We start from the raw sequence: 14,515 nt of genomic DNA, 5'->3' as shown, positions 1-14,515 counted from the left end.
TCGCCCTCCCGGGCGCCGGCGAGGCGATGTGGTTTCGCGGGTCTCAGTAGCTCATCCCCATCACCGCCCGCACCGTCGCCAGCGTCCGCTCGGCCACCTCGTTGGCGCGCGCGTTCCCCTCGTGGAGCACCGAGGTGACGTATGCCGGGTCGCGGGCGAGGTCGGCCCGCCGCGCCCGGTGCCCGGCGAGGGACTCGTTGACCGCATCGGTGACGACGCTCTTGAGGGCTTGGGCGCCGCCGTCGCCGACCTGCTCGGCCACCGCCTCCGGTGCCTCGTCGAGGAACAGTCCCGCGATCGTCAGCAGGTTCGCCACGGCAGGACGGCCCTTGGGGTCGAACGTGATCCGTCGCTCCGAGTCGGTCCGCGCGGCCCGGACCCGGGCGGCCGTCTCGTCGGCGCTGTCGCGCAGGTTGATGACGTTGCCCTTGCTCTTGCTCATCTTCGTGCCGTCCGTCCCGAGCAGCAGTGGGACCTCGCTGAGCAGCGCCTCGGGCTCGGCGAAGACGCTGTGCCCCGCGGCATACCTCTGGTTGAAACGGCGCGCGATGGCTCGTGTCTGCTCGAGGTGCGGCAGCTGGTCCCGGCCGACCGGCACGATCCGGCTGTGGCAGAAGAGGATGTCGGCTGCCTGGTGCACCGGGTAGGTGAGCAGCAGGCCCGACAGTGGCCGTCCGTCGGACAGGGCGAGCTCGTCCTTGACCGTCGGGTTGCGGCGCAGCTCCGCGTCGGTGACGAGCGACAGGAACGGCAGCATGAGCTGGTTGAGGGCCGGCACCGCGCTGTGCGTGAAGATCGTCGTCCGAGTCGGGTCGAGGCCGGCGGCGAGGTAGTCGAGCACGAGCCCCTGGACGTTGGCACCGATCTCGCCGACCGAGTCGCGGTCGGTGATGACCTGGTAGTCGGCGATGACGACGAACGTCTCGACGCCCTTGTCCTGCAGCCTGACCCGGTTGCGCAGGCTGGCGAGGTAGTGGCCGATGTGGAGCGGACCGGTGGGACGGTCGCCGGTGAGCATCCGGAAACGTGCGGCGCCCTCGGTGCCGGTGCCGTCGACTCCGACGGCGTGCTCGTCGATGAGCGCGTCGAGGACGGCGCTGCGCTCCAGGGCCACGGCATACGTCGCCCTCTCGTCGGCGTCGCCGGGGGCAGGCGGTGTGGCGGAGCGGGTCGTGCTGCTGATCGCGCTGTTGCTCGTGATGCTGGTCATGGTCTCTCCTGGTCGTGGTGGGTGCCCACGGGAGAGACCTCGCCACACGTCGTGGACATGCGAGGAGCCGCCCGTGGGCGGCTCCGGATCTCGGGTTGGTTCGACGGGCCGCCTCAACTGGGCAGCCACCACGCGCGGGTCGGTGCGACGGTCGAACTCATGTCAGTGAGGGTACTCACGCCCCCGAGGGCTGTCGAACGTCCGGATGCCACGTCGACCGCTCCTACGCTGGGGCGGTGCCTGATGCCCAGCCCTCCCGGACCCTGCTGCTCGACCAGCTGGCCGCGCTGACCGACCTGCCCGATGTGCGCGCCCGTGCCGACGCCGCCCGGGAGGCCTGCACGGCGCTCCGCTTCCACGAGGCCCTGCGTCGGCGCATCCCCGAGGCCTCCGCCGAGTCCCGGGTGCGCGGTGCGCAGGCTAGCGCGGCCCTCGACGGTGCCGACTTCCCCGTCGACGTCGTGCGCGAGCTGATGAGCGGCGCGCGCGACTGGCCCGACGACCTCGACCCCGGTCTGCGCACCCTCAAGGGCGCCGTCTCGGCCACGGCAGAGAGCGAGCGCGTCGTCGCGCTCGTGCGCGCCGCGCCCCTCCAGGCGCTGGCTCGGCTCCACGTCGCCGCCGCGTCGCCGGTCGTGAGCGGTGACGCCCTCGGCCGTCCGCGCATCGGTGACGAGGGATGCACCGAGCTCGTCGACCTCGGGCCGGCCCCGCCACCGACCGTCGTCGCCGCACGCCTCGCCTCGCTCTCCGACGTCATCGTCGCCTCGGCCGGCAGCAACCGCGTCCCGGCGTCCGTGGTCGCCGCCCTCGTGCACGCAKAGATCGCCGCGATCCGCCCCTTCGTCCACGGCAACGGGCTCGTGGCCCGGGCCATGGAGCGCGCGCTCGTCCAGGCCCTCGGGCTCGATCCGACCGGAGTCGCCGTCCCCGAAGCCGGCCACATGGCGAACGGTGGGCCGGCCTACCTCGGCGCGCTCACCGCATACGCCCAGGGTGGCGCCGCAGGCGTCGGCCTCTGGCTCGCCCAGGCGGGGGAGGCGATGGTCCGGGGCGCCGCGGAGGGGGAGCGGATCAGCGACGCGGTGCGGGCGGGACGACTCACCTGAGTCATCTGAGCCCTGGCTGACAGGCCGGGAGCGGCGATTCGTGCGGGATGTCCACGGGGGTGGACAGTTTCTTGCCGCGGCGGCGACGTGGGGGGTGTCGCCACGCCGACGGCGTGGAGTAGAACGGACTCAGGAACCACATCGCCGAGAGGCGTAGATCCGGATCCACGCAGAACAGATGTCTCGAGAAGAGGCCGAGTACCCACGCGAGAGCAGTTCCCTTGGAACAGTCCACCCCCGGGCGCACAACCGGGGCGACACTATCGAGAATGCACGCCTGGTAGCCCGGAGCTTCTCTGGAGGCCCTCCGACCGTTGGTCGGGGGGCCTCCGCCTTGTGTGGGAGGATCTGTCGGCGCCTTCGGAGTTGAACGTTTCTGTCGTGTCGTGACAAATCGCGAGAAATCACCGCGTGTCGTGACTTCTCGGTTTGCAATCCGAAGGACTAGCGTCCAGCATTGTTGGTGGTGCTCCCCTCATGGGTCGAGCACCGACGCGATCTGGCCCCTCCCCCCCGGTGCCAGTCTCGTGAGGTGGCCTTCGTCTTCCCCCGGACGAAGGCCACCACTATTTTCCGGGCCGGGTGCGTGCTGCTGGGTCGGCTTGTCCACATCCCCTCGGGCGCGGGGCCGGGTATCCACCGGCTTGCGTATGCCGCTGGGCCGGCTCCGTCCCGTGCGTGACGGTGGGCACATGGGAAACGTCATCGCCTTCGTGCCGGCCTCTGGTGGGGTCGGGTCCTCGACCCTCGCGGCTGCGGTCGCCGTGCGCGCCGCCGCGGCCGGACGCTCGGTCGTGGCCGTCGACCTCGACCGCGTCTCAGGGTCTCTCGACGTCGTCTTCGGCCTCGAGCAGGAGCCGGGGTGGCGCTGGCCGGAGCTGGCGGACGTGGCGGGCGTCGTGGACGGGCTCGGGCTCGCCGACGAGCTCCCGGTCTCGTGCGGGGTGCCCGTGCTCTCGGGGAGCGGCGGCTCCGGCTGGGTGGGTCCGCTCGACGACACGGGCGACGGGTGGGCGCAGAGCCTGCCCGACGTCGTGGCCGGCCTGGCCGACGCGTACGACCTGACGGTTCTCGACCTGTCCCGAGACCCGTCCGTGCTGGCCCGCGTCGGGCTGCTCGTCGACGCGGTCGTCGTCGTGTCCGGCACCCAGGTGCCGCAGCTCGCGGCGACTGCCGCCGTCGTGTCCGGCGTGCGCGGCCTGCTCCGCCGTCTGCGTGACGCCGGGCGGGCGTGGGAGGCCCAGCCACTGCTGCCGATCGAGCCGTGGGTCGTCCTGCGCGGAGCCCGCATCGAGCCCGACCTCGAGGACCTCGTCATGGACGGCCTCGACGTGCCTCTCGTGGCCACGGTCGGCGACGACCGGCGCCTCGTCTCCGAGGTGGCCGAAGGACTGCCGCCGGGCGCTCGGGGACGCGGCGAGGTCGTGCGTGCCGCCGACGAGCTGCTGCTGCGGCTCACCGGCCAGGCGGTCGCCGCGTGAGCGTCCAGCCACGGCCCGGCGGCTCGCTCACGCCAGCGGTGTGGCAGCGCGTCCGCGACGGCATCGGGCCTGACCGCGCGGCGGTGGCCGAGGTGGCGACCCAGGAGCGTGGGGCGCTCGGAGCCCACCGTGTCGCCGAGACCCGGTCGGCGCTGGCCTCGCGGGTGCTCGGCGCCGGGCCGCTCGACCCCTGGCTCGCCGAGCCGGGCGTCACCGACATCGCCGTCAACGGCGACGGACGCATCTGGGTCGACCGTGGGCACGGCATGGAGTGGGTGGGCGAGCGGCTCGATGCCGACGACGCCCGAGGTCTTGCCGTCCGCCTGGCCGGCATCGCGGGGCGCCGCCTCGACGAGTCGAAACCGTAGAATATACATATGGAGTCCAGCACAACCGGTCCCCCACTGCCCGCCGCCATCTACGCCCGAATCTCAAGCGATCCAACCGGCCAAGGGCTCGGCGTCGAGCGGCAAGAAACCGAATGCCGGGCGCTCGCGGAGCGCAACGGCTGGGAAGTTGTCGGAGCTTTCGTCGACAACGACATCAGTGCCTACAGCGGCAAGCCTCGACCGCAGTACGAGGCGATGTTGGGTGCAGTGCGCTCCGGGAGGGTCAAGGCCATCGTTGCGTGGCACCCAGACCGGTTGCACCGCCGGACCACAGAGTTGGAGTCGTTCATCAACGTCTGCGACTCAACGGGCGTCAGGGTTGCGACCGTCACGGCTGGGGACCTTGACCTGTCGACGGACACCGGGCAGATGATCGCCCGCATCGTCGGGGCCGTGGCGCAGAAGGAAGCCGCCCAGACCCGGGGCCGTGTGCGGGCTGCAAAGAAGCAGGCCGCCGTGGCAGGGAAGTACCGGGGCGGCATGAGGCCCTACGGGTACGAGGCCGACGGGGTCACCATCCGGGAGGACGAGGCCGACGTGATTCGCGAGGCGAGCACCGCCGTGCTTGCCGGGCGCTCGTTGGCGGCGGTCGCCCGGGACCTCAGCGACAAGGGCCTGACGACCTCACGGGGCAAGCCGTGGACGTACGGGCTCCTCCGTGACGTCCTTATGCGTCCCCGCAACGCCGGACTACTCAGCACGGGGCGGGCAAGCCGCGGCACCATGCAGATTGTGGGCAAGGCGGTGTGGGATGCCGTCGTGCCAGAGGAGACGTGGAGGGCGGTGCACGGGCTCCTCAACGATGCCTCGCGACGCTCCGAGACCAAGGGCAACGTGCCGCGCTGGCTGGGATCCGGCATCTACCTCTGCGGGCACAGGCAGGAGGACCCCTCTCTTCGCGGGGACGACGCCCAGGAGGCCTTGTGCGGCACCCCGCTGCGGCCCGCACCGTATGGGGCCACGCCCAAGAGCAACCGGCGGACCCGGACTTACCTCTACCGCTGTACGGCCAAGGCGCACCTCACGATCAGCTCGGCGCAGACAGACGAGTATGTGCGCGACATCGTCGCCGGCCTTCTGCGCGACCCCCGGGTCGTGGCTGGCCTGAGCCCTCAGGACGACGGTCGGCTAGCTGGCGATCGGGAGGAGCGGATGACCCTCCTGGCGCGACTGGAGCAGTTCGAGAACGACTATGCGGCGGGCTCAATCACAGCGGCCCTGCTCACGAAGTCGAGCGCCATGGTCACGGCCCAATTGGCCGACGTTGAGGCCCGGATCGCGGAGGGGCTGCGTCGCTCTACGGCGTCACCGATCGTCAACGCGGTCGACCCCGCACAGGAGTTCCTTGACGCCCCAGTGGACGTCCAGCGGGCGCTGCTGCGCGAGTTGCTGACCGTCGAGGTGCTGCCCAACCCGCGTCGTGGTGGGACGTGGACCGATAAGCGGCTCCGGCTAACCGACCCCGCGACGGGGGAGGTGCTGAAAGCTTCGTGACGACCTACGGCGCGAGCCCCGAGACCATCACCGTCGGTGCCGTCCAATAGGTTGGCGCCCGCCACGGCGCGCCTCCTCCTCGCTAGGCTCGTTCGCGGGCAATATGTCCGCATAGGATCCCCATGGAAGGCTGACATCCCCCACATGCACCAGAAGAGTTCGCACGAGATGCTGCTGGAACTGCGACGCCAGAAGAGTCACCGGGAGATCGCGGAGATGTTGTGCGTCAACGAACGGACCGTCCGACGGTGGGAGAACCACGAGTCGGCCTGCCCGGGCTACCTCGGCGACGCCATTCGCATGCATATCGACACGACTCCCAGGGGCGGCACGTTCCGGTTCGTGGACCTCTTCGCTGGGATCGGGGGCACGAGGCTCGCCTTCGAGCAGGTGGGCGGGCGTTGCGTCTTCACCTCAGAGTGGGACGGGCACGCCCAGCAGACCTACGCAGCGAACTTCGGCCACAGCGATGACCACGAGTTCGCTGACGACATCAAGGCGGTGGACGAGGAGGAGGTCCCCGACCATGACGTCCTCCTAGCCGGCTTTCCATGCCAGCCCTTCAGCATCGCCGGCGTGTCGAAGAAGAACGCCCTCGGTCGGCCACACGGCTTCCAGGACGTGACGCAGGGGACGCTCTTCTTCGATGTCGCCCGCATCATCGCGGCCAAGCGTCCGAGGGCCTTCATGCTGGAGAACGTCAAGAATCTGGTCTCGCACGATGGTGGGAACACCTTCAGGGTCATCATGCACACGCTGGAGAAGGAGCTGGGCTACAAGGTCGTCCCGAAGGTCCTTGATGCCAGCCCGTTCGTGCCCCAAGGCCGACGTCGCATCATTTTTGTCGGCTTCGACGGAAACCACAGCTTCAAGTTCGAGAACCTGAAGATCCCGACCGACTCGCCCCGAATGAGCCGCATCCTCCATCCAGAGGACGGCACCGAGCAGCCCGAAACGCCGTACACCGAGGGGCCTTTGGCCCGGGTCGCGGACAAGTACACGCTGACGCCGCGACTGTGGGCTTACCTGCAGGACTACGCCGCTAAGCATCGCAAGGCGGGAAACGGGTTCGGCTTCGGCCTCGTCGGCCCCGACGACGTCGCCCGCACCCTGTCGGCAAGGTACTACAAGGACGGCTCGGAAATTCTGGTCGACCGCGGTGAGGGAAAGCGGCCGCGACGCCTCACGCCGAGGGAGTGCGCTCGCCTGATGGGCTTTCCTGAGGAGTACCGGATCCCGGTGAGCGACACCCAGGCGTACCGTCAGTTCGGCAATAGCCTCGTGGTCCCCCTCATCCGCGCGGTGGCCGAACAGATGGTTCCGAGCATCCTTCCCGCCAATGAGCGCCTGTCGGAGGCGGTCTAGAACAGCCTCAGCTCGGGGGATGGTGGCCGGGCCTCGGACGGTGCGAGGGCACCAAGTCTTGGCAGCGTCACGCCCAGACGTCTGAGGTTGCGCGAGGACAGGTCGTTGTTCGGTGCGTACGCCTCCGTGCGGAGAGTCAACATTCGGGTGTAAAGGCGGTGGACGTTCGTGGATTGGATCCTGAACTGGTTGCGCCGCTTCTCGTCGACCTTCTTGCCGGTGCCGTCGTGCAGCAGCCACGACCCGGGGTCATACAAGACGCGGCCCTCGGCAAGCGCAGTCAGGAACCCAAGGAACGAGGCACCTTCGCCGATGCGGACGACGGTGCCGTACTGGTAGCCGCCAAGGCTGGGGTGGCTGAGGTACGGCACATAGGCGGCCCGAGCGTGCTTCTTTCGCCAGTGGTCCAGAAGGTCCGCGAACGTCCACGACGCTGCGAGGTCGCCCGTGACCGACTCGAGAGCGAGATAGCCGTCCGGGTCATGCTCACGTGCTACCCCGTTGTAGCCGACCATCACGAGTCGAGTTTGGTTCTTGGGGCTGAACGGGCTACCGACCCGCAGGGTGCCGGCGTGGTTGTAGCGGTTGACCTTGGACGGGTTTTCGTGCCCATAGGCCCTCATGAAATCGTCGAATCCCGACTTCTTGTACCGTCCCCCGCTGGGCTCGGAAGTGAACAGCGTCAACGATCCAGCACCGGTCACTGGATCCAACTTCTTGGCCACATGTGCCTTCAACTCCCAGCCATAGAAGTCTGGCCGGCTTTGAGGGTTTGACTGCAGCCCGAGTTGGGCCTCCAGAGTCGCTCCTCCTGCATTCGGTGCGTTGGTCAGGACCAGAGTCCCTGATTTGTCGATCCGACAACCGGGCACGATGAGTCGCTGCGCCACCCCATGCAGTTCGCCGAGGAGGACCTCTCGTTCCACGATCGAAGGTTCTGCCGTGGGCGCGAAGGGCCAGGCATAAAGCACCCCCTCGGAAGTCATTGAACTGCGGAGGTCTGCCAGCTCACGCGCTGCAAGCGAAGTCGGCGGCAGCAGGAGCCCAAAGACCTGCTCTCCTGCCACTCCGAGAACCAGGACGCGTCCCGGAACCTGAGAGGTGGGACTGCGCACATACATGCTCCGAGGTGGCCACGTACATTCCTCAATCAGGCCGGAGAGCCGTACCTCGGGATACTGAGGGTGGTAGGTCAGTTTGGCGTGGGGAGCGAAGGCGATGCCGCCGAACGGAAGCAGCCAAGCGAACCGGACGTCGGCATGGTAGATGGGCCTACCATCAGCCTTTACTTTTTGCGAGCCACCGACACGAACCTTGATGTGGCCGTAGGGGAGGAGAGAGGCCGCACCTGCGAGGTCCTTTCCTAGGTAGATCTGGTTCTTGTCGTTGTCCTGTCTAGGCGGCAGGAACTTCACGTAGGCCTTATCGACACGACGAGAAAGTAGGAGTTCTGCTACGTGACGGAGGCTTCTTGATCGAGCCCACGACTCGTACAGTGCATCTCGATCTTCGCTCCGCATCATCCGACGGATCTTGCCGCAAGGCTCGCATCTCGCCGCGGATGCCGCACCGCGGTCTAAGGACTATTTGCGTTTCTCCCCTCGACTGCTGACACGATCCGTGCCACCACTCCGCCAACAGGCTCGTGCTCCCAGAAACGAAGGACGTTCCAGCCCGCGGCCTCGAACTGAGCCGTCGTGTCTTTGTCCCGTTCCACGTTGGCCGCGACCTTGTCTGCCCAGAACTTGGCCCTTGTCTTGGGCGGGACGTGATGCACCGGGCACGCGTGAAAGAAGCATCCGTCGATGAGCACCACCACACGCTGTCTCGGGAAGACGATGTCGCCAGTGCGCCGAAGGTCCGGGATCGGCCTCATATTTACGCGGTAACGGAATCCGCGACTGTGCAGCTCGCGGCGCACCAGCATCTCGGGCTTGGTGTCCTTACCACGCGTCCTTGCGAACCTCGCTGAAACCGACGGGTTGACCGGTGGCTGCGTGGGCTCGGTCTCCGGATGGACGTTCATGTCATGTCCGGTCGCTTCTGGTCTCCACGGCCCGCCGCGAAGGCATGATCCGCTTGGGTGACCAAGATCCTGGTCCCATCGGCGAACTGCCCCTCGAACATGGGTTCACCGCAGGCCTCTCAACTCTCATAAGGCATAGAAGAGTTGGTTGTTCCGGGCCATGGCCTCACCGTCGCGAACGACGACCGCGTGGAACGAACCCACGATGGGGGCGTAGCCACCGTGACCTTGTCCATGCGCCGATGGTCGCATGGACTTCACGGCCCCGGCGCACTTCGCAGACACCCTGGCAGGCCGTCACCACCAGCGTCGTGGGTCGCCACCCGAAGGGTTCGTGGGCCAATTCCGGGTGACGCTGTCCCAAGCGGTCCTTTCGCAACCGCAGGCTCGGCACGACCGGTCGGGCTCGAGGACACGGCAGGCCAGCACGGCCCGGCCGGGTTCGAGTCGTTGACCGACGACCTGAAGGCCAAGCTCGTCGAGACGCAGAACGTGGTGAGGCCAAGGCGGGTGAAGGTAGCGTCGGGCATGCCGAGGTCTTCCAGATGGGCAGTGTCAGAACTTCTTTCTTCAGGAGACCTCGACGCCTACCTAGCCACCGGCGCGCCGCAGACCCCCACGCCGTCAACTGTGATGAGCCAGTTCACCTTCTTCTCCAGTCGGTCGGCACGCTGGAGCCGGGCCGCAGTTATGAGCTGGTGCCATGCCTGCTGAACGCGCCGCAACACCTCGGTGTCGGTGCTGCCCAAGCGGACCTCCGGCACAGCGATATCGGCCATGGATGTCGACGCCGCGGGTCGGGTACGCCGCCAAGGCGCTTCGCCCTCGACGGGGGGCTGATACTTGACGGCTAAATGCTGGATATGTAGCCTTGTCCTAGGCTTCGGGAGAGGATCGGCATGGCAGTTGAGTCCAAGAACGAGCGCTTCAGACGCCTCGCGGTGAGCCGCGGGGATCGGCTGATACGAGAGATCAACCTGCTCGGCAACCTGTCCAACCGAAAGAACTACGACTACGGCGAGGCTGAGGTGGACGCGCTGTTCGAGCCGATCGAGCGAGAACTGCGCGAGGTCCGAGCACTCTTTGATCCGCAGGCCCCCTCAACCAGGAAGGTTCAGTTCAGGTGAAGCGCAACTACGGGTTCTACTTCGAGGAGGCCGGCCTGTCGCGACCCCAAGGCGCAACCTCCGCGGACGAGGAGCACTTCAAGGGGTCCAAGTCCGATATGTCCTTGGCCCGTGAGTTGGGCCAGAACTCGCTGGACGCAGTCGACAAGGACGGAAGCGGCGTCGTCCGAATGGTCTTTGAGTTGGCAGAGATGCCGACCGCGGACATCCCGGACCTTGAAACCCTTCGGCTCCATCTCCGAGCCGCGGATGAGGCGACCCGCTCTATCGACGCCGGGAACACGCGACTCCAAGCCGCTGCAGATGCCGTCGACCAAGACTCCATCATGGTGCTCCGGGTGGGGGACTACGGGACCTTGGGACTGACGGGTGGCGAGGGAGCGGACGATTATGCCGAACCCTTGGTAGCGCTCACCCGCGGTGCAGGCATCAGCGCCGGGAAGGGCGGTGGGGGAGGGAGCTTCGGCGTCGGCTCCTCGGTCGGCACCATGTCTTCCGACTTGCGCACCGTTCTCTGGACGTCGCTCCCTCGTGGCTCCTCAGAGGTTGTGTTTGCCGGCTACAGCCAGCTGGCAACGCACAAGATCAACGGCGCGTACCGCCAAGCGGATGGTTTCTTCACGGACAAGAACGACACGACCGACTTCCACTACTTGCGCTCCCCCGGTCCGATCGGCCCGTTCGGCGTCCGCACGGAACAAGGCACCGACGTCTACATCTTGGGCTACGGGAAGGCTGGCGACGATCCGGAACTCACCGCGATCCGCGACGCCTTCGTGTCTGACTTCATGGTCGCGATCCACCGCGGGCGGCTCATCGTCGAGGGCCACACTCCCACGCGCAAATGGGTTCTTGACAAGAGTTCTTTGAGTGATTGTGTCCCGCTGGTCGCCGAAGCGGCGCCCTTCTACCGGGCCATGATGGACCCGGACCCCTACGTCGAGGTCGTCGGCGGCCTCGGGGAGATGCGTCTCTTTGTCGAGGTTGACGACGCGCTTCCTCACAAACTCAACACCATCACGATGCGCAAACAACTGATGCATGTCACGACGTACCGCCACAACTCGATCTCCGCCAAGTATGCGGCGATCATGGAATGCTCCAACGACGAGGGAAACGACAAGCTGCGGGTCCTTGAGCCTCCGCTGCACAACGAGTGGGATCCTGGCCGGGCGGCAGGAGGGACTGCGACGGTCAAGGCAGTCAAGGACTTCATCGGTCGAGGTCTGAAGGCCAAGGTCGGTCAGCAGATCGGCGCTGAAATCAAGATCAAGGGTCTAAGCCGCTTCCTGCCGTCTTCGCTTGGCGTGGAAGGGGATCCCGCCAATGGCAACGGCGGCCGTCCTTCCAACTCCGAGGGTACGGACCGTGAGTCGGCCGGGATCCAGGGCAAGCCGGCCGATGAACTGGGAGTCACGAACACGAGGGGCGGGTCGGTCGCCGTCCGGGTCCAGAAACCCGCCAGTTCGGGCGGTGACGATCCGATCGCCAAAGGCAAGGACACCGGTGGGGACGGGCGGCGCAAGAAGGGGGACATCGGGCTTCCCGGCCACGGTGCGGCGGGTGAGGGGCGGGCGAAGATCGCGGCGGGCTCAGTGCGCATGCGCAGTTGGTCGGACAAAGCCACAGGCGACATCATCGCCGCATTGAGGGCAGACGATGACGTGGAAGGCGATCTCTGGCTTCGCGCGTTGGGATCTGGTGGTCAGGTGGAGGAGGACTACGTGCTCCCGATCGCTGCCGTCACGGACGAGAGCAACGGCAGCCCGGTCGACCTTGAAGTCGACGGCAACGCCATCAGGGATGTGGCGATCCGGGCGGGATCGCCAGTGCGGTTGCGCATCAAGCTCAACGAGAATCGACGATTCAGGCTGGGGGTGATGTGACGTGGTCGTGCGCGACGGTTCCTTTCCGCATCCAGTACTGGGCCATGCGGACGACGTGGCGTCGGTCTTCGATGTCGTGAACATCGCCGTGACCCCCTTGGTTGATGACGTCGAGGTGAGGTTCAGACTCCGCTCGGACGATCCGGACCTTGGATCGATGCTCAGCGCGGGGGACGCTCAGCTCGTCGTGCGGTGGAGTTGCGCCGCAACGTTGGCAAGTGGTGACCTCGCGGTCGACGTCATCGCCGACCACGTGGATGGAAAGACGTACGCAGGGTGGATCGATCAAAGGATGGTCCGTGATCGAGTGCGCGTCGATGTCGCTGTCGTCGCGGCGCGTGCACTGTCGGATCTTCGCTGGACGCGACAACACACTGACTACGGCACCCAGTCGTTCGCCGTCGCTGTAGGGGACTATCTCGCCGACGGGTACGGATTCGAATTCTTCGCCGACAAACTCTTCGACCCCATGCAGCCGCCACTTGGCTCATGCTTCCGACTCGTTCCAGACCCACTATGCCCGCGAGATCTGCGCCTGCGCTTCGATGACGACGAGCAAGTGGTGATCGTGATGTCAGTGCAAATGGCCGAGGGGCTCAAGGYCCTCGGACACAGGCCGGACCTGCAGATATCGCTCGTCGTGCTGCCGGCCCTGATGGAGACCCTCTCCTTCATGGAGCGAAATTCGGCGGATGCCAGTAGCGAGGACTTGTCCGGTAAAGCGTGGTACTCGACGATACAGGATCTGGCCGACCGTTTCGCGGCCCGGGCAACCTCACCACTTGTGGCCGCGCAGCTGATCTTGGACCACGCCATCACTTCCACCTTGGTGAACCCACTGTTTACGGAAGATGAGGACTAGATGACCGGCCTGACATCCGATTTCGTATTCACCTATAACTCCCTGAACCTCATCAGGGAGCGGTTGGACCAAGCGGAGAACCCTGAAGACTTCTTCGCCGCGGTCGACAACCTGGTGTTGGACCCGCTCAACACGCTGCCACTGGCGGGCGCCATCGAGTTCTCGGACTCGCTCGTTCCCGAAGACGACGGCGAGAACGCCGTGCTCGTCTTTCAAGGCCTTGGACTCGTCGACCGCGCGAACGCGGCCGACCCACGACTGTGGACCTATCTCGCACTCACGACCCAGCGTGAGTACATGCTCGGACGTTGGCAGTTGGAGGGCGTGCGCAACTGGAAGGGGCGGGTGCTTGACCGCTGGCTGCTGCTACGGCCAACCCGGCAAGGCTTGGTGCGCCACGGCATTGCACGGCTTTGGTGGATGGCGGAGTTGACGCATGACTCCTCGATGAGTCGACCAATAAGTCGCAATTCCGGTGACCCTCACGCCTATACCCGATGGGTCTTCGCAAACGAGGATCGGGTGCAAGCCATATTCGAACGTGAGCTGGGATCAAGCCCACCAGTGATGTGGGCTGTCGTTGAGGCGATGCAAGGCTCGACAGCTCCTAACCAAGGGCAAGCGATTAAGGACTTGGCCAAGGAAGTGCGGCTGCGTGCCGGATATCAGCGGCTGGAGGCCCTATCGGAGCAAGCCCTCATCGAAATGATGCAAGAGGTTCAACGCACGTAGCCCCCGTCGGCCTCAGCCAACGCGTTGCCAACAAGGTGTGTCAGAGTCGAAGGTCCCAACGATGCGTGAATCGCATCACGGCCCGCGGGCCAGGAAGGTGGCCAATGGGTCCGGTCGGACTCCGGCTATGTCTTCACGCGGAGGACCCGCCCTACTCCGTCTCTCGTGAGTGCGCTTTTCTCGGCTCGGTGACGGCACCCTCGATCACGTTCGCGCCGCGAGTCGCACGGCTCACCCGAGCGTCGCGTAGTTCGATCAGGCGTTGGACGAGGATGTCGCGGGCTTCGTCTTCGTCGATCTTGGGCAGGCGCGCGTACCCGGCGCGGTCGAGGATGCTGTTGGCGGCCCTCTGCCGGTCTGAGCTGCTCTCGGCTTGCTCCATTTCGCGGGCGAGAGTGGCGATCGCCGGGTCGACGAGGTCGAGCAGGCGCTGGCGGGCGCTCCTGCGGGCCTGAGGGGCCGACCCGCCATGGATGCGGCAGACGTCCATGCCGTGCATGGCAGGGGCGTTGCACGGCTCCCCCGTGCGCTTGCTGGTGGCGTGGCACAGGCGTCTGTTCTGCTCGTCGATGCGGGGTGGTTCCAAGAGGTCTGGAGGCTCCATGAGGTCACTGTCCCCTTCTGAGGATGGCCGGGGTCTCGCCTCCAAGCCGGGCAGGTTCACCGTCGCCGTGCAGCGCACCGTTGTCGACAACGCTCGAAAATGAGGCCGATCCGACGTTCTAAATCGAGGCCACCGGTTCGTGGTTTCTAGTCTGCCGTGTCCTGGGTTCTGATGCTGGGCAGCGTGTCGATGCCGCGGTTGCGGAGCCGGTAGCTGGCGCCTTTGAGGGT

General features: G+C 66.5%; 14 protein-coding genes and 1 pseudogene. 9 read left to right on the top strand and 6 right to left on the bottom strand.

Annotated features, from left to right (window positions below; all coding sequences use genetic code 11):
• Window positions 1-43 precede the first annotated feature (43 nt).
• Window positions 44-1,210 carry a tryptophan--tRNA ligase gene (gene trpS / locus AB4Y83_RS08955; RefSeq protein ID WP_442296611.1) on the bottom strand — a complete coding sequence of 389 codons (1,167 nt, stop codon included), beginning with the start codon at window positions 1,208-1,210 and terminating at the stop codon, window positions 44-46.
• 236 nt (window positions 1,211-1,446) lie between these two features.
• On the opposite strand from trpS, the gene AB4Y83_RS08950 reads away from it, so the two are divergent.
• The 5 genes from AB4Y83_RS08950 to dcm all read left to right on the top strand — a co-directional run bounded on the left by AB4Y83_RS08950 (window position 1,447) and on the right by dcm (window position 7,048).
• Window positions 1,447-2,319 carry a hypothetical protein gene (locus AB4Y83_RS08950; protein WP_442296610.1) on the top strand — a complete coding sequence of 291 codons (873 nt, stop codon included), beginning with the start codon at window positions 1,447-1,449 and terminating at the stop codon, window positions 2,317-2,319.
• Between the two features lie 692 nt (window positions 2,320-3,011).
• Window positions 3,012-3,800 carry a hypothetical protein gene (locus AB4Y83_RS08945; protein ID WP_442296609.1) on the top strand — a complete coding sequence of 263 codons (789 nt, stop codon included), beginning with the start codon at window positions 3,012-3,014 and terminating at the stop codon, window positions 3,798-3,800.
• A complete protein-coding gene (locus AB4Y83_RS08940; RefSeq protein WP_442296608.1) occupies window positions 3,797-4,168 on the top strand; it encodes a hypothetical protein in 372 nt (123 codons plus the stop codon). The genes AB4Y83_RS08945 and AB4Y83_RS08940 overlap by 4 nt, the downstream gene beginning before the upstream one ends.
• A 9-nt stretch (window positions 4,169-4,177) precedes the next feature.
• Window positions 4,178-5,683: a recombinase family protein gene (locus AB4Y83_RS08935; protein ID WP_442296607.1), complete on the top strand. Its 1,506-nt coding sequence runs from the start codon at window positions 4,178-4,180 to the stop codon at window positions 5,681-5,683.
• A gap of 144 nt (window positions 5,684-5,827) precedes the next feature.
• Window positions 5,828-7,048 carry a DNA (cytosine-5-)-methyltransferase gene (dcm, locus tag AB4Y83_RS08930; RefSeq protein WP_442296606.1) on the top strand — a complete coding sequence of 407 codons (1,221 nt, stop codon included), beginning with the start codon at window positions 5,828-5,830 and terminating at the stop codon, window positions 7,046-7,048.
• Here dcm and AB4Y83_RS08925 read toward each other — a convergent pair.
• From AB4Y83_RS08925 to AB4Y83_RS08910, 4 genes and pseudogenes are all read right to left on the bottom strand, one after another.
• Window positions 7,045-8,463 carry an MvaI/BcnI family restriction endonuclease gene (locus AB4Y83_RS08925; protein WP_442296605.1) on the bottom strand — a complete coding sequence of 473 codons (1,419 nt, stop codon included), beginning with the start codon at window positions 8,461-8,463 and terminating at the stop codon, window positions 7,045-7,047. The genes dcm and AB4Y83_RS08925 overlap by 4 nt on opposite strands.
• Before the next feature lie 161 nt (window positions 8,464-8,624).
• Complete coding sequence (locus AB4Y83_RS08920) at window positions 8,625-9,074, bottom strand: very short patch repair endonuclease (protein WP_442296604.1); 450 nt, start codon at window positions 9,072-9,074, stop codon at window positions 8,625-8,627.
• A gap of 277 nt (window positions 9,075-9,351) precedes the next feature.
• A pseudogene (locus tag AB4Y83_RS08915) lies at window positions 9,352-9,604 on the bottom strand (ISL3 family transposase); the annotation flags it as partial.
• Between the two features lie 57 nt (window positions 9,605-9,661).
• Window positions 9,662-9,853: a hypothetical protein gene (locus tag AB4Y83_RS08910; RefSeq protein WP_442296603.1), complete on the bottom strand. Its 192-nt coding sequence runs from the start codon at window positions 9,851-9,853 to the stop codon at window positions 9,662-9,664.
• Between the two features lie 120 nt (window positions 9,854-9,973).
• On the opposite strand from AB4Y83_RS08910, the gene AB4Y83_RS08905 reads away from it, so the two are divergent.
• From AB4Y83_RS08905 to AB4Y83_RS08890, 4 genes are read left to right on the top strand one after another with little or no spacing between them, the layout of a single operon-like run.
• Window positions 9,974-10,201 carry a hypothetical protein gene (locus AB4Y83_RS08905; protein WP_442296602.1) on the top strand — a complete coding sequence of 76 codons (228 nt, stop codon included), beginning with the start codon at window positions 9,974-9,976 and terminating at the stop codon, window positions 10,199-10,201.
• Window positions 10,198-12,087 (top strand): hypothetical protein, encoded by a 1,890-nt coding sequence (locus tag AB4Y83_RS08900; RefSeq protein WP_442296601.1) that lies wholly within the window; start codon window positions 10,198-10,200, stop codon window positions 12,085-12,087. Before AB4Y83_RS08905 ends, AB4Y83_RS08900 begins: the two co-directional genes overlap by 4 nt.
• Window position 12,088: 1 nt before the next feature.
• Complete coding sequence (locus AB4Y83_RS08895) at window positions 12,089-12,949, top strand: hypothetical protein (RefSeq protein WP_442296600.1); 861 nt, start codon at window positions 12,089-12,091, stop codon at window positions 12,947-12,949.
• The gene (locus AB4Y83_RS08890; protein WP_442296599.1) at window positions 12,950-13,681 is read left to right on the top strand and encodes a DUF6339 family protein; all 732 of its coding nucleotides are present in this window, start codon (window positions 12,950-12,952) and stop codon (window positions 13,679-13,681) included.
• 151 nt (window positions 13,682-13,832) lie between these two features.
• Here AB4Y83_RS08890 and AB4Y83_RS08885 read toward each other — a convergent pair whose 3' ends face one another.
• The gene (locus AB4Y83_RS08885) at window positions 13,833-14,285 is read right to left on the bottom strand and encodes an HGGxSTG domain-containing protein (RefSeq protein WP_442296598.1); all 453 of its coding nucleotides are present in this window, start codon (window positions 14,283-14,285) and stop codon (window positions 13,833-13,835) included.
• Between the last annotated feature and the right edge of the window lie 230 nt (window positions 14,286-14,515).

It is taken from the genome of Terrabacter sp. RAF57 (assembly GCF_052113925.1).
GTDB lineage: Bacteria > Actinomycetota > Actinomycetes > Actinomycetales > Dermatophilaceae > Terrabacter.
The sequence above is the reverse complement of the archived record's forward strand: the minus strand, read 5'-3'. Positions and strand labels throughout refer to the sequence as shown.